This is a genomic window from Herbaspirillum robiniae (genome assembly GCF_002213415.1).
Lineage (GTDB): Bacteria > Pseudomonadota > Gammaproteobacteria > Burkholderiales > Burkholderiaceae_D > Herbaspirillum > Herbaspirillum robiniae.
The window spans coordinates 189,799-210,878 of record NZ_NJGU01000007.1; the positions used below are offsets into that span (position 1 = coordinate 189,799).

21 protein-coding genes are annotated in these 21,080 nt (G+C 65.4%); 11 read left to right on the forward strand and 10 right to left on the reverse strand.

The genetic code is table 11. The features are described from left to right. Nucleotides 1–2: 2 nt before the first annotated feature. On the reverse strand, nt 3–1,334 hold the full coding sequence (locus CEJ42_RS14550; RefSeq protein ID WP_088751558.1) for an MFS transporter: 1,332 nt from the start codon (nt 1,332–1,334) through the stop codon (nt 3–5). Nucleotides 1,335–1,894: 560 nt separating this feature from the next. Here CEJ42_RS14550 and CEJ42_RS14555 point away from each other — a divergent pair. The 5 genes from CEJ42_RS14555 (at nt 1,895) to CEJ42_RS14575 (ending at nt 5,636) form a co-directional block, all read left to right on the forward strand. Next, the gene (locus CEJ42_RS14555) at nt 1,895–2,152 is read left to right on the forward strand and encodes a DUF4148 domain-containing protein (RefSeq protein WP_079217662.1); all 258 of its coding nucleotides are present in this window, start codon (nt 1,895–1,897) and stop codon (nt 2,150–2,152) included. Between the two features lie 97 nt (nt 2,153–2,249). Continuing rightward, nucleotides 2,250–2,474 carry a hypothetical protein gene (locus tag CEJ42_RS14560; RefSeq protein ID WP_079217663.1) on the forward strand — a complete coding sequence of 75 codons (225 nt, stop codon included), beginning with the start codon at nt 2,250–2,252 and terminating at the stop codon, nt 2,472–2,474. A 120-nt stretch (nt 2,475–2,594) separates the two neighbouring features. Then, complete coding sequence (locus tag CEJ42_RS14565; RefSeq protein ID WP_088751559.1) at nt 2,595–3,461, forward strand: cysteine hydrolase family protein; 867 nt, start codon at nt 2,595–2,597, stop codon at nt 3,459–3,461. A gap of 281 nt (nt 3,462–3,742) precedes the next feature. Continuing rightward, the gene (locus CEJ42_RS14570) at nt 3,743–4,681 is read left to right on the forward strand and encodes a LysR family transcriptional regulator (protein WP_079217665.1); all 939 of its coding nucleotides are present in this window, start codon (nt 3,743–3,745) and stop codon (nt 4,679–4,681) included. Between the two features lie 34 nt (nt 4,682–4,715). Beyond that, nucleotides 4,716–5,636: an ornithine cyclodeaminase family protein gene (locus tag CEJ42_RS14575; RefSeq protein ID WP_079217666.1), complete on the forward strand. Its 921-nt coding sequence runs from the start codon at nt 4,716–4,718 to the stop codon at nt 5,634–5,636. A gap of 77 nt (nt 5,637–5,713) precedes the next feature. Here CEJ42_RS14575 and CEJ42_RS14580 read toward each other — a convergent pair whose 3' ends face one another. Next, a complete protein-coding gene (locus CEJ42_RS14580) occupies nt 5,714–6,613 on the reverse strand; it encodes a DMT family transporter (protein ID WP_088751560.1) in 900 nt (299 codons plus the stop codon). A gap of 194 nt (nt 6,614–6,807) precedes the next feature. On the opposite strand from CEJ42_RS14580, the gene CEJ42_RS14585 reads away from it, so the two are divergent. Then, entirely contained in the window at nt 6,808–7,431 is a 624-nt protein-coding gene (locus tag CEJ42_RS14585) for a glutathione S-transferase family protein (RefSeq protein WP_079217668.1), read from the forward strand. Nucleotides 7,432–7,830: 399 nt separating this feature from the next. On the opposite strand, the gene CEJ42_RS25055 is transcribed toward CEJ42_RS14585, so the two are convergent. Then, nucleotides 7,831–7,986: a hypothetical protein gene (locus CEJ42_RS25055; RefSeq protein WP_165774440.1), complete on the reverse strand. Its 156-nt coding sequence runs from the start codon at nt 7,984–7,986 to the stop codon at nt 7,831–7,833. A 175-nt stretch (nt 7,987–8,161) separates the two neighbouring features. Next, on the reverse strand, nt 8,162–9,256 hold the full coding sequence (locus CEJ42_RS14590) for an NADH:flavin oxidoreductase/NADH oxidase (RefSeq protein WP_088751561.1): 1,095 nt from the start codon (nt 9,254–9,256) through the stop codon (nt 8,162–8,164). A gap of 133 nt (nt 9,257–9,389) precedes the next feature. On the opposite strand from CEJ42_RS14590, the gene CEJ42_RS14595 reads away from it, so the two are divergent. Next, entirely contained in the window at nt 9,390–9,725 is a 336-nt protein-coding gene (locus CEJ42_RS14595) for an ArsR/SmtB family transcription factor (protein WP_079217670.1), read from the forward strand. 312 nt (nt 9,726–10,037) lie between these two features. On the opposite strand, the gene CEJ42_RS14600 is transcribed toward CEJ42_RS14595, so the two are convergent. Next, on the reverse strand, nt 10,038–10,469 hold the full coding sequence (locus CEJ42_RS14600) for a hypothetical protein (protein WP_079217671.1): 432 nt from the start codon (nt 10,467–10,469) through the stop codon (nt 10,038–10,040). A 116-nt stretch (nt 10,470–10,585) separates the two neighbouring features. Here CEJ42_RS14600 and CEJ42_RS14605 point away from each other — a divergent pair, with 116 nt between their 5' ends. Then, the gene (locus CEJ42_RS14605; RefSeq protein ID WP_088751562.1) at nt 10,586–11,485 is read left to right on the forward strand and encodes an NAD-dependent epimerase/dehydratase family protein; all 900 of its coding nucleotides are present in this window, start codon (nt 10,586–10,588) and stop codon (nt 11,483–11,485) included. Nucleotides 11,486–11,566: 81 nt separating this feature from the next. On the opposite strand, the gene CEJ42_RS14610 is transcribed toward CEJ42_RS14605, so the two are convergent. The 3 genes from CEJ42_RS14610 to CEJ42_RS14620 all read right to left on the reverse strand — a co-directional run bounded on the left by CEJ42_RS14610 (nt 11,567) and on the right by CEJ42_RS14620 (nt 15,396). Continuing rightward, nucleotides 11,567–12,826, reverse strand: coding sequence for a cytochrome c (locus tag CEJ42_RS14610; protein ID WP_088751563.1), 1,260 nt, complete (start codon nt 12,824–12,826; stop codon nt 11,567–11,569). 10 nt (nt 12,827–12,836) lie between these two features. Further along, nucleotides 12,837–14,609, reverse strand: coding sequence for a GMC family oxidoreductase (locus tag CEJ42_RS14615; RefSeq protein ID WP_088751564.1), 1,773 nt, complete (start codon nt 14,607–14,609; stop codon nt 12,837–12,839). A 70-nt stretch (nt 14,610–14,679) separates the two neighbouring features. After that, nucleotides 14,680–15,396 (reverse strand): gluconate 2-dehydrogenase subunit 3 family protein, encoded by a 717-nt coding sequence (locus tag CEJ42_RS14620; RefSeq protein WP_088751565.1) that lies wholly within the window; start codon nt 15,394–15,396, stop codon nt 14,680–14,682. Nucleotides 15,397–16,080: 684 nt separating this feature from the next. Here CEJ42_RS14620 and CEJ42_RS14625 point away from each other — a divergent pair. The 3 genes from CEJ42_RS14625 (at nt 16,081) to fliD (ending at nt 19,284) form a co-directional block, all read left to right on the forward strand. Next, the gene (locus tag CEJ42_RS14625; RefSeq protein ID WP_088751566.1) at nt 16,081–16,467 is read left to right on the forward strand and encodes a VOC family protein; all 387 of its coding nucleotides are present in this window, start codon (nt 16,081–16,083) and stop codon (nt 16,465–16,467) included. A gap of 31 nt (nt 16,468–16,498) precedes the next feature. Further along, nucleotides 16,499–16,861, forward strand: a complete 363-nt coding sequence (locus CEJ42_RS14630; protein WP_088751567.1) for a bleomycin resistance protein — start codon at nt 16,499–16,501, stop codon at nt 16,859–16,861. 395 nt (nt 16,862–17,256) lie between these two features. Next, nucleotides 17,257–19,284: a flagellar filament capping protein FliD gene (gene fliD / locus CEJ42_RS14635; RefSeq protein WP_088751568.1), complete on the forward strand. Its 2,028-nt coding sequence runs from the start codon at nt 17,257–17,259 to the stop codon at nt 19,282–19,284. 92 nt (nt 19,285–19,376) lie between these two features. Here fliD and CEJ42_RS14640 read toward each other — a convergent pair whose 3' ends face one another. Together CEJ42_RS14640 and CEJ42_RS14645 are read right to left on the reverse strand one after the other, a co-directional pair. After that, entirely contained in the window at nt 19,377–19,595 is a 219-nt protein-coding gene (locus tag CEJ42_RS14640) for a hypothetical protein (RefSeq protein WP_088751569.1), read from the reverse strand. 179 nt (nt 19,596–19,774) lie between these two features. Next, on the reverse strand, nt 19,775–21,055 hold the full coding sequence (locus CEJ42_RS14645; RefSeq protein WP_088751570.1) for an MFS transporter: 1,281 nt from the start codon (nt 21,053–21,055) through the stop codon (nt 19,775–19,777). Nucleotides 21,056–21,080: the final 25 nt, after the last annotated feature.

Here is a 21,080-nt window from a genome sequence, read left to right on the forward strand (position 1 = left end):
GCTTAGTTCGGCTTCGCGCCCTGCTTGCCGATGAAGCCCAGGATCAGCAGCGTGCCCAGCAGCTCGACCAGCGCGATGCCGGTCAGGCCCTGGGTGTAGCGACCGGTATTGGTCTTCAGGTAACCCAGCAGCTGCGGCGAGAAGTAGCCCGACAGGTTGGCCACCGAATTGATCACCGCCAGGCCGATGGCGATGGCGCTGCCGGACAGGTATTGTCCCGGCAGCTGCCAGAAGATCGGTATGGCGCCCATGGTTCCGGCCGACGACAGCGCCAGCGAGGCGATCACGCCCGCCGCGTTCTTCTCCCCGACGAAATACGCTGCCAGCAGCAGGCCGACCGCGCCGATGGCCGCGGCCACGGCGGTGTGCATGCGCGCCTCCTGGCGCCGGTCGGAAAGCCAGCCGTTCAACACCATCCCGCCCCAGCCGCAGGCATAGATGCCGCCCATGATCCAGCCCAGGGTCTTGATGTCGGTGAAGCCTACTTCCTTGACCAGGCTGGGACCGTAATAGACCAGCGTGGCGTTGCCGGCGATGATGCAGAAGAACACCGCGATCAGCACCCAGATCCGGCCGCTCCTGAGCGAGGCGAAGAAGCTGTGCTCGCGCGGGCCCAGCTTGCGGTCTTCGTCGGCCATCTCGGCGGCGATGTGCTGCTTCTCGCGCTCGCTCAGCCACTTGGCCTTGGCGGGCAGGTCGGTCAGGATGAAGAAGGCCGCGATGCCCATCAGCACCGAGGGAATGCCCTCGACGATGAACAGCCATTGCCAGCCCTTCATGCCGAAGGCGCCCTGCGAGAGCTCCATGATGTAGGCCGCCAGCGGGCTGCCCACCACCAGCGAGATCGCCGAGGCCGAGACGAACACGCCCAGCGCCTTGCCGCGCCGGTGCGCCGGCAGCCAGTAGGTGAGGTAGAGGATCACGCCCGGCTGCAGCCCGGCCTCGAAGGCGCCCATCAGGAAGCGCAGGAAGTAGAACTGCCCCGGCGTCTGCACCCAGGCCATGGCCACGCAGATGATGCCCCAGCCGATGGTGATGCGCGTGATGGTTTTACGCGCGCCTATCTTTTGCAGCAGCATGTTGCTGGGCACTTCGAACAGGAAGTAGCCGATGAAGAAGATGCCCGCGCCGGCGCCGTAGATGGCGTCCGACCATTGCAGGTCGCTCATCATGGTCAGCTTGGCGAAGCCGACGTTGACCCGGTCGATCCAAGCCAGGAACCAGATCAGCGTGACGCAGGGCACGATACGCCAGACTACCCGGCGGAAGGTGGCGTCGTGTTCGTCCAGGACGGCGGAGGCGGGCAGCGGCGATGCGGTGTCGGCGGCGGACATGGGCTCTCTCCCTTGTAGTGGTGGTGGCCGCGCGGCAATATCCCGGCCGGGATTTGAGCTGGCGCGGCGCCTTTTTCCGAAGCATTTTCCATGCCATTTTCGGCCGCCGGGCTGACATTTCCATGGCGGGAGGGAGTTGTCCGCAGCGTCGCCCGGATCTTGCGCGACTGCCGCGCGGGCTGCGTTATTTCGGTTTCTGATAACTAGAAATAAGCCGGAAAACAGTCTGCCAACGGAAGTCTCCCGGTGCAACAATGGCCAACTCCGCCGACGAGCTTGGTGGGCGCGGGTTTGCGGGAAATATCCATATTATTTCCCGATAGCTTTATTTCTATCGTCGCGATAGCCCCGGGCGATTGTTCCAGTTTCCAGAACACTCAATTCTCGTTTCACGTGTTTTTCTCCAGAGGGCGGGTCCCTACACTGCAGTCATCGATGAACGACATCGCAACGCAAGAAACGATGCGGTTCTGAGAGAGAGGCACATGTCATCTCACACAACCGAAACATGTACCCGAATTCAACCGTGAACACTGACTGAACACCCAAAGGAGAAAATCATGTCTGCAAAGTATATCGTCGCCGCCGCCCTGGCCCTGTCCGCTTCTTCCCTGGCATTTGCCGAAGCACCGTATCCGGTCGAGAAGCCTTTCGTTTCGCACACCTCCCGCGCCGCCGTCAAGGCTGAACTGGCCAAGGCCCAGCAACAAGGCGTGGCCAACCAGGTCGACTCGGTCTACCCGGTGATCACCTCGGCTCCGGCCAACAGCGGCCTGCAAACCGCCGGCACCGTGGCATCGACTTACGCCGGCGCCTGATTGGCCGGCAGGGCGGATGCGGGCGGTTGAACCGTGCCGGCGTATTCGCCCTTCGTCATGCGTAGCAAGCAAGTAGAAAAAGAAAGAGGAACCCATCATGCTGCACCACCTGTTCTCGCGTAGCCTGTCCGTCTATCCGCGGATCTACATGCAATTCGCCGCCCTGGTGGCCTTGCTGATCGCGGCTGAGTTCAGCATGGGTACGCTCAGCATGATGCTGACCCAGCGTGCGCTGTACCGCGTTTCGCAACGCGTACGCCGCCGCCGTGACGCCTCGCGCAAGACGCGCGACGACCATATCGGCGGCAACTGCTGCGCGTAGGTTCTTCTTTCCTGCAGTCTGCAAGAGCGCCCGGTGCGGAGTCGTCCGCACCGGGCTTCGTCTTTTTGGCGCTAGACTTGGGCTTTCCCGCAACGCCTGTCCCTTTCCGGAACGCACGCCATGAAACGCCAGCTCCATCTGCTCGTCATCGATCCGCAGAACGATTTCTGCGACCTGCCCGCATCCCATCTTCCCGTCGACCCCGCACAGGGCCGCCCGCATGCGCCGGCCTTGCCCGTGGCCGGCGCGCATGCTGACATGCTGCGCGTGGCGCAACTGATCGACCAAGGCGGCGCCGGCCTGTCGGACATCAGCATCACGCTGGATTCGCACCATCGCCTGGACATCGCCCACCCGACCTTCTGGCGTCGCGGCGACGGCGCGGCGGTGACGCCGTTTACGCAGATCGAGGCTGGCCAGGTGCGCGCCGGTGAATTTTTGCCGCGCGATCCGCAGGCGCTGGCCCGTGCGCTGGACTACCTCGACGCGCTGGAAACCGGCGAGCGCTATCGCCTGATGGTGTGGCCGGTGCATTGCGAGATCGGCAGCTGGGGCGGCGACGTGCACGCCGACGTGCGCGCCGCCTACAACCGCTGGGAAGAGCGCACGCTGGGCGTGGTCGCCAAGCTGCGCAAGGGCAGCAACCCGTGGACCGAGCATTATTCGGCGGTGCAGGCCGAAGTGCCCGACGCCGGCGATCCCGACACCCAGCTCAACCTGCCCTTCATCCAGGCACTGGCGCGCGCCGACGCCGTCTACATCACCGGCGAGGCCGGCAGCCACTGCGTGCGCGCCACCACCGAACACATCGCCCAGAACCTCGACGCCGCCGCTCGCGCGCGGCTGGTGCTGGTGACCGACTGCATGAGTCCGGTCGCCGGCTTCGAGCAGCAGCACCGCGACTTCCTGGCGGCGATGCAAGCGACCGGGCTGCGGCTGGCGGCTTCGGCGCAGGTGCTGGAGGAGTTGCGCGCCAACGCCGGCTGAGCGCGACGCCGGCGCCGGCGGTGCGCGACGCCGGCGCCGGCGGTGCTGCTTGGGCAGTTGCCGCAGCGGCTGTCGGGGCATGCTTGCTTTCTTGTTAATGTTGGCCGCCAGGCCTTGTCCGATGCGGACCATGCCAAAATGGCATGGGACGCGGGCGGTGCCGTTTCGGTATAGTTGCTGCCGGGCCAGGGGAAGGCTTGGGCCGGTCGCGCAGCATGGCGCACCGGACGATCGACATCCCGCGCGTCGCAGGGCGCGCGTACGCCAAAAGGCAGGCAACAATGGAAATCAAATGGGTTGAGGACTTCCTCTCGGTGGTCGAGACGCTGAACTTCAGCCGCTCGGCCAAGCTGCGCAACGTCACGCAGCCGGCCTTCGGGCGCCGCATCAAGTCGCTGGAAACCTGGCTGGGCGCCGAGCTGTTCGACCGCTCCTCCTATCCCTGTACGCTGACCCCGGCCGGCGAGTCCTTCGTGCCGATCGCCAAGGAGATGTTGAACCAGTCCATGCAGGCGCGGCTGGTGCTGCGCGGCCAGCTGGCCGGCGCGCAGTCGGCGGTGCGCTTCGCGATGCCGCACACCTTGCTGCTCACGCTCTTTCCCAGGCTGCTCTCCGAGATCGAAAAGGGCGTCGGCGCCATCGCCACCACCGTCATGGCCGGCAACGTGCACGATGCGGTGATGTCGCTGGTGGAGCGCAACTGCGACCTGCTGATCTGCTACGACCATCGCCAGCAGGGCATCGCGCTCGATACCGAGCGCTATGACGTGCTCTCGCTGGGCAAGGAGCCGCTGCGGCCTTACGTGAAGACGTTGCCGGGCGGCCTGCCCAAGTACGTGCTGCCGGGCACGCCCAACGATCCCCAGCCTTTCCTCAGCTATTCGCCGTATTCGTCGCTGTCGCGCATCGTGGAGAAGGCCTTGCATTCCAGCCCGCGTCGCGTGCACCTGTTCCGCCGCTTCGAGACCGACCTGGCCGAAGGCCTGAAGTGCATGGCCGTCGAAGGCCACGGCATCGCCTGGCTGCCGGCCAGCGCGGTGGCGCGCGAGATCGCCGAGGGCAAGCTGACGCTGGCCGTCGCGCCCAACGACAGCGAGGCGCTGGAGCAAGGGCTGTGGTGCGACGAGATGGATATCCGCGTCTACCGCCGGCTCGACGGCGCCTCGCCGGAGATCGACCGCATCTGGAATTACCTCAAATCCGAACACGGCCCGCAATAGGGGCGTGACCATACTGACATCCAAGGAGCCGCACATGAAATTCCTCAGCAACCAGCAGATCAGCGAATTGCTCACCACCGAAGACGCCATCGCCTCCATGCGCGAAGCCTTCGCCGGCGCCGCTGAAGGCGCGCACCAGGGCCGCGTGCGCACCAGCGCATCCAACGGCGTGATGCTGTCGATGATGGGCGCGGTGATTCCCTCGGCGGGCATTGCCGGCGCCAAGGTCTACACCACCATCAAGGGCCAGTTCAAGTTCGTCATCCAGCTGTTCTCCACCGAGACCGGCGCGCCGCTTTGCACCATCGAGGGCGACACCATGACCGGCCTGCGCACCGCCGCCGCCACCGCCGTGGCCTGCGATGCGCTGGCGCGCCGCGATGCCGAAGTGCTGGCCATCATCGGCACCGGCGTGCAGGCGCGCTCGCATGCGCCGGCGCTGCTGCAGGTGCGCAAGTTCAGGGAAGTGCTGGTGGCCGGCCTGTCCGGCCAGCAGGAACTGGCCGACGACATCACGCGCCAGTACGGCGTGCCGGCGCGCGTGGTCAGCGTCGACGAAGCCGCGGCCCAGGCCGACGTGCTGGTGACCGTGACCCGCGCCACCACGCCGCTGTTCGACGGCAAGCTGCTGAAGGCGGGCGCCTTCGTGGCGGCGGTGGGCGCTTCCAAGGCCAACGTGCGTGAACTGGATGACGCGGCAATCGCGCGCGCCGCCGCACTGTTCGTCGAGTGGAAGCCGCAGGCCCAGCAGGAAGCCGGCGACCTGGTGCAATGCGCGCCCGGCACCTTCGACTGGGCCCGGGTGATGGAACTGGCGCAGGCGGTGGACGGCAGCATGCCCTACCAGCGCAAGGACGACGACATCGTCATCTACAAGGCCATCGGCATCGGCCTGGAAGACGTGGCGCTGGCCGGGTTGGCCTACCGCAAGGCTTGCGCAAAGTTCGGCTGGTAAAGACAACGCTCGCCTGAAAACAAAAACGCCGCCGGCTGCGAAGCCGTGCGGCGTTTTTCATTGGTGCGGGACAATGCTCAGGCCGGGGCCTTCTCCGTTGCGCGCGGCGCCGCCGGTTTGGCGCGCAAGGCGATAGCCGTGGCCGTCAGCACGATGGCGATGCCGGCCACGGTGCCGGCGGTGACCGGTTCATCCAGCAGCAGCCAGGCCCACAGCGACGCCGTCATCGGCACCAGGAAGGTGACCGTGATGGCCTTGGTGGCGCCTTCGGAGGAGATCAGCTGGAAGAACAGGGCGTAAGCGATGCCGGTGCACACCACGCCCAGCACCAGCACCGCCAGCAGCGCCTGCCAGGTGCCCGACGCGAGCGCGTGCGGCACGCCCGGCGCGGCGAAGGGGATCAGGCACAGCGCCGCGGCGAACTGGCTGCCGGCCGCCATCGCGATGGGCGCCACGCCGCCGCCGCGCATGCGCGTATAGGTGGCGGCGAAGCCGTAGCTGACCGCAGCGCCCATGGCCGCCAGCACGCCGAAGATCACCGCCGCCTCGGCCGGCACCGGGCCCACGCCGACCAGCACCGCCACGCCGAACAGGCCCAGCACGAAGGCGCCCAGGCGCACCGGCGTCAGCCGTTCGCCCAGCAGCAGGAAGCCGAAGACGGCGGTAAACACCGGCGCCAGCGAGTTCATGGTGGCCATGTAAGAGGACGGGATGTACAGCGCCGACCAGGCGAACAGCGAGAACGGCAGCGCCGTGTTGGCCAGGCCGATCACCAGATAGGGCTTCCAGTTGCGGCGCCATTGCAGCGGCACGCCGCGCGACTGCGCGTAGGCCAGCAGGGCGACGGTGGCCAGCGACGCGCGGCCGAAGGTGGTGAGCATGGGGCCGAACACGGGCGCCGCGATGCGCATCAACATGAAGCTGGTGCCCCAGATGGCGGCGAGCAGGAGGAGTCTGGCGATGTTCGACGGTGACATGGGTGAGGCCGGATATATCGGAAGGGCGAGTCTAATGCGCGCCGCCGCGGGCTGCCCGGTACAGTTGCATGCTTTTCCACCGGGCCACTTGCGCCGACGTAACAGCGCCGGGGGCGGCGCATGCCGAACTGTACATGTCGCCCGGCTTGCCGGGCTGCTAATGTTGAGCCCGTTTGTTGAAAAAGGAGAAACGCGTGCTCACGATCTACGGCAGGGACAGTTCCATCAATGTGCGCAAGGTGCTGTGGGCCTGCGCCGAACTCGGCATCGACTACCGGCGCGAGGACTGGGGCAACGGCTTTCGCTCCACGCGCGAGCCGGCTTTCCTGGCGATGAATCCCAATGCCATGGTGCCGGTGATCGACGATGACGGCTTCGTGCTGTGGGAGTCCAATTCCATTCTGCGCTACCTGGCCTCGCAGTACGGCGACGGCGCGCTCTATCCCGCCGCGCCGCGCGAGCGCGCCCGCGTCGACCAGTGGATGGACTGGCAGGCCAGCGACCTCAACCGTTGCTGGAGCTACGCCTTCATGGCGCTGGTGCGCAAGTCGCCGGCGCACGGCGACGCGCAGCAGCTGGCCGCGTCCATCGACAACTGGAGCGGCTTCATGCAGGTGCTGGAGCAGCGCCTGCAGCAGACCGGCGCCTATGTGGCCGGCGACGCCTTCAGCCTGGCCGACATCCCGGTCGGGCTGTCGGTCAACCGCTGGTTCGGCACGCCCTTCGAGCATCCCGCGCTGCCGGCGGTGGCGCGCTATTACGAGCTGCTCGACCGGCGCCAGGGTTTCCGCGCGTTCGGACGCAACGGCATGGCCTGAGGCGGCAGGGAGCGGTACACTTCGGGCTTGCGCGTTTGGCGCCCAACCTGTTGCACTTCATTGCCGGATCGTCCATGGCCACCCGAAAGAAAAAACTGCTGTTCCTCGCCGCCTTCCTCGGCTGCCTGCTGCTGGCCAGCGTGCCGCTGATTTCCCTGCTGTTCTACTGAGCGCGGCGCGTCGTCCGGAATCGCCCGTATCGGCCCGTACTCACCAGTTGGTACCTATTGGTACTTGCCCGCACATGTCGCGCGGGCAAAAAAAGACCCCCGGACTTTCGGCCGGGGGTGAAAACCAAATCCCACAGGATTCAGAGGAGACATCGGTCGGGTTTGCCGTCGTCGGCGGCAGATCCCAGGTCGGTTGCGCGCCCGCTTGCGTGCGGCGCGGCGGAATCGGTCAGGCCGAAGCGAAGCTGGCGGCGCGGCGATAGGTGCAGCGCGACAGCGGGTGCTTGTTCCATTTCGCCTCGGCGAACAGGTAGACGCCGTAGGCTGCGCCGGCGACTGCGATCAGGGTAAAGAGGACGACGGCCATCAGGAAGGTGCTGAACATGGTGATCTCCTTAAGATGGTTTCATCTTAGGGAAACGCCCCGGCGATGGCTTTAGTGGAATCCCCTAGAAGGCAGAAAAGCGCTTCAGGGAATTCCCGGTCAGGTAATTCCCGAGTACGTCGCGTACCGGGAAGTTACGCTGGCGGCGCCCGTTGCAGGCGCCGCCATCAACTCATCAATAACGTTCCAGCCAGTGCGCGTAGGGCGCCGGCAAGGTCCAGGAGGGGCGCTCCAGGCCCAGCTCCTTGGCGGCCTGGTAAGTCCAGTGCGGATTGGCCAGGTGGGCGCGGCCCACCATCACCAGGTCCAGCTGGCCTTCCTTGACCACGCGCTCGGCGATCTCGGGCGTGCCGAAGCCCCAGGCCGAGGACACCGGCACGTCAGCCTCGCGGCGCACGCGCTCGGCGATCGGGCCGAGGAAGGCCGGGCCCCAGGGGATGCTGGTTTCAGGAATCGTGAAGCCCATGGTGACGCTGATCATGTCCATGCCCGCCGCCTTGAACTGGCGCACCAGGTCGATCGACTCCAGCAGCGTCTGTTCGTCGCGGCCGTCGTATTCGATGACGCCGAAGCGCACCGTCAGCGGCAGGTGTTCCGGCCACACTTCACGCACCGCGCGCAGGGTTTCAAGCAGGAAACGGGCGCGGTTTTCCACGCTGCCGCCGTAGATGTCGTCGCGCTGGTTGGAATGCGCCGAGAAGAAGCTCTGCGCCAGGTAGCCGTGGGCGAAGTGCAGCTCCAGCCATTCGAAACCGACGTCGCGGGCGCGGATGGCCGCGTCCACGAAGTTCTGGCGCACGCGGGCGATGTCGTCGAGGCTCATGGCGGTTGGCACCTTGGGCAGGCCCCGGCCGTAGGCCAGGGCCGAGGGGCCGATGGTGTCCCAGCCGCGCGCGTCGCCGGCGGCGATGTGGTCGTCGCCTTCCCACGGGCGGTTGGCGCTGGCCTTGCGGCCGGCGTGGGCGATCTGGATGCCGGGCACGGAGCCGGCGTCCTTGATGGCTTGCACCACCGGCACGAAGGCTTGCGCCAGCTCATCGGACCAGATGCCGGTGCAGGCCGGGGTGATGCGACCTTCCGGGGCGACCGCGGTGGCTTCCACGATCACCAGGCCGGCGCCGCCGCGGGCGATGCTGGCGTAGTGCGACAGGTGCCAGTCGTTGGGGCGGCTGTCGACGGCCATGTACTGGCACATCGGCGGCACGGCGATGCGGTTGCGCAGGGTGACGTCTTTGAGTTTGAACGGTTGGAACAGGGCAGGGACGGACATGTTGGCCTTTTGCTATCGACAGGGTTGTTCTTGGGAAATGCGCTTGGTGTCCCCGTGTTGTATTCTTGGTTTCGTTAGTTCGAATATATTCGAACTATGGAAGGAGTATAACCCAAGGTGTATCATCCTGCAGATGCGTCCCTATAAACATCCCGCCGCCGATGAACTGGTGCTTGAGCGCGTGCTCTACGCCCTGAGCGATTCGATCCGCCTGGACATCGTGCGCCATCTCGCTCGCGTCGAATGCGCGACCTGCGGCGAGCTCGACGGCGGCCGTCCCAAGTCCACCGTCTCGCACCACTTCAAGGTGCTGCGCGAAGCCGGCCTCGTGCTGACCGAGAACACCGGGACCTCGCACATGAACACCTTGCGCCGCGCCGACGTCGAAGGCCGCTTCCCCGGCTTGCTGGCCGCGATCCTGTCGCAGGGCGATGCCGCGGTGGCGGCCACAAAGAAAAAGGCGGCCTGAGCCGCCTCCGGTTCATTCTTCCTCTGGTATTTCCTGGCGTCTATTGCGCTGTTGCGGCGCAGGCGTGTTGGCGTCCGGACGGCTGTCCCGCGTTTGCCCGCCCGGCGGGCTGCGGGATTTTCCGGGTATATCGGTCGCCGCTGAACGACGCTGGATCCTGACTTTCGTCAGGATGACGGAGAAGTGGGGAGGGACGGGCAGGCCTTGTCGGCGGTGAGGTGACGCGCAGACTTACAGCTTCAATCCGCTCGCTGTCATCCCGACGTAGGCCGGGCGCCGTCATCCTCGCGCGTCACAACAAGTCACAGCAAATCACAATCGGCCCGCCGCAATATCCGCATCCAGTGCCGCACACGCGCAGCTTGCCGCGTATTGCTCGACTTCCACCGGCGTGTTGCCGCGCAGCTCCTCGCAGGACACGCGGCGAAACGGCACCGGGTTGTCGTTGCGGTGCAGGTGGTAGCTGCCTACCCAACTGCCGTCGCGCTGCTCGGCGCTGGAGACGCGGATGAAGAAGCCGCGATGCTCGCTCGTGTCGGCGTCAAGCGCGGCGTCGATCATGGCGCGGCCAAACGAGATCCCGGCCACCTGGGCTGCCATCAGCGAAGAAAAAGGATTGCCGCGCAGCTGCGGGCAGGCGGCGCCGTCGATGCTGACGGCGCAGACGACGTCGCCGTCGCGCTTCGGGGTGCAGGCGACGCTGATGCGTCTGCCGCGATAAGTTGCTCCGTGGACCTGGGTCATGCTGCCGCTAGGAAAGGGAATGAAGCCTATGGTGGGCCTTCACCCGCCCGCGGTCAACCGGCGCGGCGAATTTGTGTACGATGGCGTCTTCACACAAGATCAATCACACAGACGCCATGAACATCTTCATCACCGGCGCCACCGGCTACATCGGCGGCTCCGTCGGCCGCCACCTGGCCGCCGCCGGCCATGCCATCCGCGGGCTGGCGCGCGATGCGGCGAAATCGGCGGCGCTGCGCGCCATCGGCATCGAGCCCGTCGTCGGCACCCTGGACGACAGCGCCTTGCTGGCCGCCGAAGCCGCGCGCGCGGACGCCGTGATCAACTGCGCCAGCAGCGATCATCGTCCCGCCATCGAGGCGCTCCTGGGCGCCTTGCAAGGCAGCGGCAAGATACTGCTGCACACCAGCGGCTCCAGCCAGGTGGGCGACGCCGTCGCCGGCAACGTGCTCAATGCCCAGGTCTTCGACGAGAACACGCCGCTGGTGGTCGGCTCGGAAAAATGGGCGCGCTACGCGCTGGACCAGCGCATCCTGTCCGCGCCGGGCATGCGCGGCATCGTCATCTGCAACACGCTGATCTATGGCCACGGCACCGGCCTGCAGCCCGACAGCGTACAGCTGCCGGCGCTGGTGGCGCAGGCGCGCGAAAGCGGCGTGATGCGGCTGGTGGGGCGCGGCGTGAACCGCTGGGCGACGGTGCATATCGAGGACGTCTGCGCGCTGTATCGGCTGGTGCTGGAAGCGCCGGACACCAGCGGCTTCTATTTTGCCGAGAACGGCGAGTCCTCCTATGCCGAGATGGGCGAGGCCATCGCCCGCCGCATGGGCGTGGACCGCATCGAACACCTGAGCGAAGAGGAAGCGATCGCGCTGTGGGGCCTGAACAAGGCGCGCTATTCGCTGGGCTCGAACAGCCGGGTGAAGGCCTTGCGCGCGCGCAGCGAGCTCGGCTGGCAGCCGCGCCATGCGTCGGCGGTGGAGTGGATCAACAACGAGATGAAACTGCCGCAGTGACAGGCACGTCAGGCCTGGCATGAAAAAAGGCCCGCATGCTTGCATGCGGGCCTTCTTCATTGCGCAGCGCCTGGAGCGACGTCAGTGCTTCTCCAGCGATGCGCGCACCTTGGCCGCTTCGCGCTCGGACACCGCGCCGCCCTGGTTGCCCCAGCCCTGGCGCACGAAGCTCGCCAGCTCGGCGGCTTCCTTGTCCGACAGGCGATGCGCGAAGCCCGGCATCACCAGGATCGACGGCGCCTTCTCGGTCGACGGCGTGCGCGCGCCGGCCAGGATCACATGCAGCAGTCCGGTCGGGTTGTCGGCGTTGGCGATCGAAGCCCCGTCCAGCACCGGGAAGATGCCCGGCGCGCCCTTGCCCGTCACGAAGTGGCAGGCCGCGCAGTTGTCCAGGTACAGGCGCTCGCCCAGCGTCAGGTCCTTGGCTGCCGTCAGCTTTTTGGCGGTGGCCTGCGCGCCTTGCGGCCGGGCGCCGTCGTTGCGCGCCGGCGGCGTCGACAGGGTCTTGAGATAGGCGGCGATGGCGTTCAGGTCTTCCTGCTTCAGGTGCGAGGTGCTGTGCTCCACCACCAGGCTCATCTCGCCGGCTACCGACGCGGTCTTGTTGCGACCGGTCTGCAGGTAGTCGACGATGTCCTGCGCGCTCCAGTGCGGCATGCCGCGCAGCGAGGGCACGGCCCAGCCGTTGAGATCGCCGCCGGAGAGGAACTGCTCCTGGGCGCTGTCGCTGGCCTTCTCGTTCATCGCGAAGCCGCGCGGCGTGTGGCAGCTGCCGCAGTGGCCCAGGCCCTCGACCAGGTAGGCGCCGCGCTTGATCTCGGCGCTCCAGCCGGCCTGCTCCTTGAACGGCTTGTCATTGGCGAAGAACACGTTCCACAGCTTCATGCCCCAGCGGATGTTGAACGGGAAGCTCATCTCCGACGGCGGCGAGGCCACGGCCACCGGTTTCACGCCGTCCATGAAGTAGGCGTACAGCGCATGGATGTCGTCGTCGCTGACCTTGGCGTAGCTCGGATAGGGCATGGCCGGGTACAGCGGGGTGCCGTCGGCGCGCACGCCGTGACGCACGGCCTTCGAGAATTGCTCCTCGCTGTAGTTACCGATGCCGTGTTCCTTGTCGGGCGTGATGTTGGTGGAATAGATGATGCCGTGGCCGCTGTCGATGGCCAGGCCGCCGGCGAAGGACGGCTTGCCGGCCGCGCTGTGGCAAGCCATGCAGTCGCCGGCGCGCGCCAGGTATTCGCCGCGCTTGAGCAATTCCTGATCGGCGGCGGCATGCGCCGCCTGGATCGACGCCAGGCTCAGGGCCAGAACGGCCAGCAGTTGGTTCAGTTTTTTCATGTTGTATGCCTCACACCTTGACCAGCGGACCGGGGTTCTTCAGGTACTGCGTCTTGATCGCCTCGGCCGCCATAAGCGTGATGGCGCCGATGGTGGCGGTCGGGTTGGCCTGGAAGTTCTGCGGGAACGCGTTGCCGCCGGGGACGAACACGTTGTGCACGTCCCACGACTGCAGGTAGCGGTTCAGCGCCGAGTCGCGCGGCGAATCGCCCATGATCGCGCCGCCCACGTTGTGGGTGGAGACGTACTTGGTGATGTCCCAGTGCGAGTCCAGGGCGAGGAAGCTTTCCGACATGAAGTCCGGATTCATCTCCTTGGAAATCTTCAGCACGATGTCGCGCAGGTAACGCTGCAGCTTGAGCTCGTTCTGGCGCCAGTCGAAGGTCATGCGCAGCAGCGGCTGGCCCCAGGGATCCTTGTAGTTCGGGTCCAGGTCCAGGTAGTGGCCGCGATAGGACATGCAGGTGGTGGTGATGCTGATCTTCATGGAATGGTCGTACCAGTCGATCATGCCTTCCTTCCAGCCGCGGCCCCAGCTCGGCGTGCCCGGCGGCAGCGCGGTGCCGATCGGCGCGCCCGAGGCTTGCGAGCTGTGGATCTTGGCGCCGCCGATGAAGCCCAGCTTGATGCCGTCGCTGAAGTTGCCCGGCGAGATGTCGTTGAACATTTCACCCGAGGCGCCGGCGGTGGCGAAGGAGTTGAAGTTCTTGTCCTTGAAGAACAGCGTGGCGCCGCCGTTGGACAGGAAGGCGTAGTTGCGGCCGATGGTGCCGGTCTCGGTGACCGGGTCGTACGGCTTGCCGATGCCCGAGAGCAGCATCAGGCGCACGTTGGCGAACTGGAAGCTGGAGAGGATCACGATCTTCGCCGGCTGGAACACTTCCTTCTGGTTCTCGTCGATGTAGGTGACGCCGCGGGCGGTCTTCTTGTCGGCATGCAGGTCGACCCGGATGACGTTGGCGTTGACCTTGTAGTCGAAGTTGGGCAGGTGCTTGACCACGTCCAGGATGGTGGTCTGCGGCGAGGCCTTGGAGTAGTTCAGGCAGGGATACTTGCTGCAGAAGCCGCAGTAGTTGCAGGGTGCGATCTGTGCGCCGTACGGGTTGGTCCACGCGGTCGAGACGTTGGCCGACGGATTGGGGAAGGGGTGGTAGCCCATCTTCCGGGCGACGTCGGCGAACAGGCTGCTGTTGTAGGTGTCATGCAGCGCCGGCAGCGGATACGGATTGGAGCGCGGACCCTCGAACGGGTCGCCGCCCGGCTGGATCTTGCCCTTCAGGTTGCCGGTGTTGCCCGACAGGCCGCACACCTTGTCGAAGAAGTCGTAGTGCGGCTCGATCTCGTTCCAGGTGAAGGGGAAGTCCTTGATGCGCATGTCCGGATCCAGGTTGCCGTGCTTGTAAGCCTGGTCGGCGTAGGTCTTCAGCTTGATGTCGGTGGGCGTCGGGCGGATCAGCACGCCGGTCCAGTGCAGGCCCGAGCCGCCTACGCCGGTGCCGGGCGCGAACGCGCCCCACTTGCGGGTCGGCAGCGCCTGCTGTGCGGTGTTGTAGCGCACCGTCAGCGCGGCGTCGCGCGGCGTGGCGAAGACCTTGTTGCGGGTGGCGTAACCGTACTGGTCGGCCGGCTTGGGATAGGCGAAGTCTTCGGGCGGGCGGTCCGGGCCGCGTTCCAGGGCGCGGACCTTCAGGCCTTCCCTGGCCAGTTCGATGGCCATGATGGAACCGGCCCATCCAAGGCCGACGATGACGACGTCGACTTCGTCGTTGGTGATGTTTGGCATACGTAAGTTATTCGTTGGTTGGCGCGTGACGCGCATTCGGGTTCGATGTGGCTGCGGCGGGCAGCGTCGCTCAGGCGCGCTTGCCCGACAGGCTGACCGGGCCCAGCGGGTACTTCACGTTGTGCTGGTCGACCCACTCGGTGTAGGCCGCGCGCGCGCCGGGGAAGCCGATCGCGACCCAGGCCTTCATGTCCTTGTTGCCGCCGTACATCGGGTCGGCCAGGTAACCGTTCTTGGTGTCGCCCAGCAGCTGGCCGAAGAATTGCGAAGCCTTCATGGTGTCCGTGCCCAGCGCGGCGAAATCCACGGTGTTCTTTTGCAGGGCGGTCAGCAGCGCATCCTTGTCCTTGGCGTCGAGCTGCTCGAAGGGCTTGCCGTGTTGCTGCTGGCTGGCCTGCTGGGTGAGCCTGATGCCGGTGCGGTACAGGTCCTGCGGCGTGTGCGGGATCTGGAAGCCCAGCGTGGGCGCCGGGTTGGCCGGGTGCGGGCCTTGCTGGTAGATGTCGGCGCCCAGGCCGGTATGCAGCTGCTGGTCGATGAAGACCGGCACGTTGGTTTCCAGCGCGCCGGGGCCGCGGCCTTCGGCGGGGATCAGGCGGTCGCAGGCGGCCAGGATGAAGATCCATTCGGCGTCGGTGAAGAACACGGGTTTGTAGTGCTGCAGCTCGATGCCTTCCAGGCCTTCGGCCTGGGCTTTCTTGAGCAGGGGAATCGAGACGAGCGGAACGGCCGCCGCGGTGGCCGCGAGAACGGCGCGGCGCGAGGGACTGAACTTGGTAGTCGACATGGTGTGCGAGTGTGGTGAGTGAAAAACAGCCGGCGCGCGCGCCCGGTCAGGGGACGGTTGCGCCGGGGCGGAGAAATCCGGCAAATGCCCGTCCCGTGCGCAGGCCGCAAGGCGTGCGCAGCAATGCCGCCGGCCGCATGGCCGATGGCGACGGGGTCACGTCAGAAGGCGTGTCTTAAGCGCTGTCGCAGATGCAGCGCCGCATGGCGCCGCCGCGCAGGACGAAACCGTTGCGCTGCGCGGCGCTGGCCGGCGGGCAATGGACGTTGGGTGCGTTGTCGACAAGGAAAGACGCCGGCCGCGGATCTGCGGTGGCGGGGACGGCGCGTGTGGAGCGGCCGTGTTCTGGGTGATGGATGGTAACCATGTGCCGGAATTTCAGAGTGAATGAACTCGTCTCCGAAATCACATCCAGCCTTTGCGGCCGGCATTTCTTTTTGTCCCGCCGCGCGCCTTGCTGCTGGCTCCCGGCCGGGGGCGCCGATGAACCGGCGCTGGCGTGATTTTACCACCGCCGGAGATAAGATGTCGTAACACTTTGGTATGACATGTGCTTCACATCGCCGCGCAGCGCTGTGGATAATTTAGCGCTGAAAAAAATGGACTTTGTTGCTAGAGTCTCAGCGCACGCCGGCGCCGCCCGGAAAATTCCGCAGATTCCGCAGTTCCAGTACGAAAGGCCCCATGTCGTCCAACTTGTCCACCGCGCCGCTGCTCAACACCATCCTGCTCTATGCCAGGGATCCGGCCGCCAGCGCCGCCTTCTATCGCACGCATTTCGGTTTCGACACCAGCGGCGAGATGATCGAAGGCCTGATCGAACTGAATGCGCCCGATGGCGGCACCCAGCTGCTGATCCACCAGGCCGCCAAAAGCCTCAGGCAGGGCCAGGCCTGCGTGAAGCTGATGTTCAGCGTGCGCGATGTGGACGGGTTCAAGGAGCGTTCCGCGCAGCGCGGGCTGGCGTTCGGCAGCACGCACCAGGCCAACGGCTACCGCTTCGCCAACGCCAAGGACCCGGACGGCAACTCCGTGGCCATTTCCAGCCTCGCCTATCGCCAGCCGGGTTGACCGGCGGCCCCATCACAAACAGGGAGACCCCATGACGCAGGACGCCTTCGGCAAATCCATTCCCGTACTGCCTTCGCAGGACATCGAGCGCGCGTTGTCCTTCTACGCCTCCGTGCTGGGTTTCAAGACGCATCGTTTCGAGGGCAACGGCTACGGCATCGCCGTGCGCGGCGGCACCGAGATCCACTTCTGGGCCTGCGACGACCGCCGCATCGCCGAGAACTCGTCGTGTTACCTGCGCGTGCCCGACGTCCGCGCGGTGCATGCCGAGCTGAGCCCGAAGCTGCCGGGCCTGGGTGACGTCGTGATCACCGCCTGGGGCATGGACGAACTCTACGTCATCGACCCCGACGGCAACCTCCTCAAGTTCGGACAGGAGCGCGACGGCGAGTGACTTCGTCTCGCCGTCGGACCGGCGCGGTCTGAACGCGCCGATCCGCTTCGTCTTCCCCGCGCCGCATCTTCCCGCCTTCTTTACATCTGACGCCCAGGTCAGCATGTCGTCATACCAATCATAAATATTTCATACCGATGACTCGCGTTCATCGTGGGCTGGAGATCGGCCTCCATGGCCAATCTTAAGAAAATCTTCATTTTCGAGCTAAAGAAATCGGCGATAACTACGTAACCTGTGATGTGTAAAGAAAAGCTGACAATTCGGTCAGCCTCCGGTTGTAGTCTCAGTGGTCTCGAAATATTTCGGCGAGAACGCAGAAGTTACTTCCCGAATAAAAACGAGTCCCCTTCTCGGGCAATGTAATAACAACTTAAACAGACCCAGGAGCAAACATGGCTTCGTCGACTGGCACCATTTCCACCTCTGCCGGCCCGCTGGATGTCGCGACATTGGTCAAGCAGCTGATGGCTGCCGAATCCAAATCGCGCCTGACCAACCTCACCGGCAAGGCGAGCGCATTCAACACGCTCATTTCGGCGTACGGCAATTTCAAGGGCGCGCTGACCACCTACCAGAGCGCGATCAAGGGACTCAACGCCGCCAGCTTCGCTTCGCAGAAGGCGGCGGTCAGCAACGCCGGCACCGGCAGCAACCTCACCACCGATCCGTTCACCGCCGACGTCAATACCGACGAGTCGACCAAGATCCTGGCGCAGAAGCTGAAGTCGGGCGGCTATCCGCAGGGCCAGGTCTTCAATGCCGGCGACTCCCTCGCCATCAAGGTCGGCACCAACCAGCCGACCTTCGTCACGCTGAAGGCCAACGCGACGCTGGCCGGCGTGCGCGACGCCATCAATGCCACCAAGAACATCGGCGTCACCGCCTCCATCGTCACCGACGCCGCGGGCGACCACCTGGTGCTGGAGGCCAATACCGGCGGCACCGCCAACACCATCAAGGTCACCGCCAACAACAGCCTGGCCGGCCTGAACTACGACGCCTCGTCGAACCAGCCCAGCACCGTCACGCAGATCCAGGCGCCGCGCGACGCCACCAAGGCCGCCTCCGGCAAGTATTCGATCGGCGTGTCGCAACTGGCGCAGGCGCACAAGGTCAGCTCGGCCGGCATCACGCCGGGCACCACCTTCGAGAACGGCGTGCTGGCGATCAAGACCGGCACCGGTTCGACCGCCATCATCAAGCCGAAGACCAATACCCTGGCCGGCGTGCGCGATGCGATCAACGCCAGCGAAGCCGGCGTGAACGCCTCCATCGTCAGCGACGGCAAGAACGACCACCTGGTCATCACCACCAAGGACAGTGGCGCGGCCAACAATCTGCGCATCACCGGCACCGGCAACTTCTCGGTGTTCTCCTTCGATCCGAGCGGCAAGCTGAGCTCGCCGGGCGTGGCCACCAACCAGGCGTTCAGCGCCGGCGGGCTGACCCTCCAGGTAGGCTCGAAGACGGTGGCGATCAATCCGACCGACCTCGACAACAGCGGCGCCATCGGCCTGAACGACGTCGTCGCCTCGATCAATGCCGCCAACGCCGGCGTCACCGCCAGCATCAGCAATGACGGCACCCAGGACCACCTGGTGCTCACGCCCACCGGCACCGACCCGGTGGCGCTGACCGGCACCAACGACTACGCCGTGCTCAACGGCAGCTCGATGGGCCAGCTCGCCAAGGCGCAGGATGCCAAGCTGACGATCGACGGCGTGCTGGTCACCAGCGCCAGCAACAAGGTGGCCGATGCCATTTCCGGCGTGACCCTGAACCTGTCCAAGGTGACGACGGCGGCCGACAACTTCTCGCTCTCCATCAGCAACGACACCAGTGGCGTGAGCACTGCGGCCAATACCTTCGTCTCGGCCTACAACACGCTGGTCAAGGCGGTGAACTCGCTGACCAAGCAGACCCCGTCGACCACCAAGGGCGAAGCCAACAACGCTTCGCCGCTGGGGGCCGAATCCTCGGTGAAGACCGTGATGACGCAACTGCGCGGCGCGCTGATGACCTCCATCAGCGAAGGCGCAGGCGGCCTGTCGCTGTCGCAGGTCGGCATCTCCTTCCAGAAGGACGGCACGCTGGCGCTGGATGCCAGCAAGCTGTCCACCGCCACGACCAAGAACTTCGAAGGCGTCAGCAAGCTCTTCACCTCGACCGACGGCGTCGTGCCCAAGCTGCAGAAGCTGATGGAAGACATCCTCGGCGACAACGGCCTGGTGGCGACCAAGACCAAGGGCCTGCAGAACAGCCTGAAGGTCAACACCGACCAGCAGGCCTCGGTGAATGCGCGGCTGCTGACGATGAAGGATGCGTACACGAACCAGTTCAACCGCCTCAATGTCACGCTGGCAACGATGCAGTCGCGCCAGAGCTACCTCACGCAGCAGCTGGCCAAGCTGAGCAAGTAATTGCCGCGGCGAATGACTGCAGCGGCGAACGACAGCGCCGCCGGAAATGAAAAAACGCACCCGAAAGGGTGCGTTTTTTTATGCGTGGAGAACTAGCCGGTGGTCTTGCGCATGATCGCCAGGTGGGCGGTCCAGATGCCCATGCTGCGCAGGCTGGTGAAGTCGGGATACAGGCTGTCGGTATCGCGCAGCAACTCGACCGTGCCGCCCTTGCGCAGCTCGACCGCGAGCCTCCACCCGCCGGGCATTTCGTAGCCGACGATGGTGACGTCAAACTCGCGGTAAGTGAAGCCGCAGGTCAGCGATGCCATGTGGATTTCCGCAGGGATGGTGGTTGCTTCGATTATATACGGATGAGGTTGCATTTCAGTTACACCGCAGGCGCTTTCGCGCGTTGCCGCCCAAGCTCATCAAGCAATTTTCGTGCAAATGAAAAAGCCGCCCGTATCGGGCGGCTTGCGCGGCATGACGAAGTATCAATGTCGCGGGACTAGGCCGGCGCCTGTTGCAACTCCGGCATCACGTCGCGGCGCTGGCGGGCAATGGCGAACACCACCGCCACGGCCACCAGGTCGAACGCCGCCAGCAGCATGAACAGCGGGCCGTAGCCGATCTGCGTGACCAGCACGCCGAACAGCAGCGTGAACAAGGTCGCGCCCAGGTAGCCGCTCATGCCGGTGAGGCCGGTCGCGGTGGCCACCTGGTTCTTGCTGAACACATCCGAAGTGATCGAATACAGTGCGCCCGACAAGGTCTGGTGCGCGAAGCCGCCCACGGAGAGCAGCGCGATCGCCACATAGGGGCTGTCGACGAAGCCCACGCAGGCCGGGCCGATCATCGACAGGCTGCCCACCAGCATGACCAGCTTGCGCGAGGTGAACAGCGACACCTTCAGGTGCTTGTGGAACCACGGGCTCATGTAGCCGCCCAGCACGCAGCCGATGTCGGCGGCGAGGAAGGGCAGCCAGGCGAACATCGCGATCTCCTTGATGTTCATGTGGCGCTCGGTCGCCATGTACAGAGGGATCCAGGCGTTGAAGGTCTGCCATGCCGGCTCCGACAGGAAGCGCGGGATCGCGATCGACCAGAAGTTCATGCTGCCCACGATCTTGGTCCAGCTTTCCCTTTTGGGGCGCTCCTGCTCATGCGGCTCCTTGCCGTCGAGGATGTAGGCGCGCTCCTCCGGCGAGAGCAGCTTCTGCTCCTGCGGCCCCTTGTAGAACAGCGACCACAGCGCGAACCACGCCACGCCCAGGATGCCCACCACCACGAAGGACATCTTCCAGCCGCCGTGCAGGATGGTCCACACCACCAGCGGCGGTGCGCACAGCGCACCGATGGAGGCGCCGATGTTGAACCAGCCGATCGCCACCGAGCGCTCCTTGGCCGGGAACCACTCGGTGGCCGCCTTCACGCCGCCCGGGATGCCGGCCGCCTCGGTCATGCCCAGCAGGCCGCGGAAAATCGCCATGCTCTGCCAGCCTGTGGCCAGCGCCGCCGCCGCGCACACCAGCGACCACGCCAGCGCAAAGGCGCCGAAGCCGATCTTGGTGCCCACCACATCCAGCACGAACCCGGCCACCGGCTGCATCAGCGCGTAGCAGATCTGCCAGGCCACCACGATGTACGAGTATTCCTTGGTCGACATCTGCAGCTCGGACATCATGGTCGGCGCCGCGACCGACAAGGTATTGCGGGCCAGGTAATTGATGATCAGACCCAGCGTGACCAGCGTCACCATCCACCAGCGTATTCCTCTGACGTATTTCATCGTGTCTCCATTGATATTGTTGGTT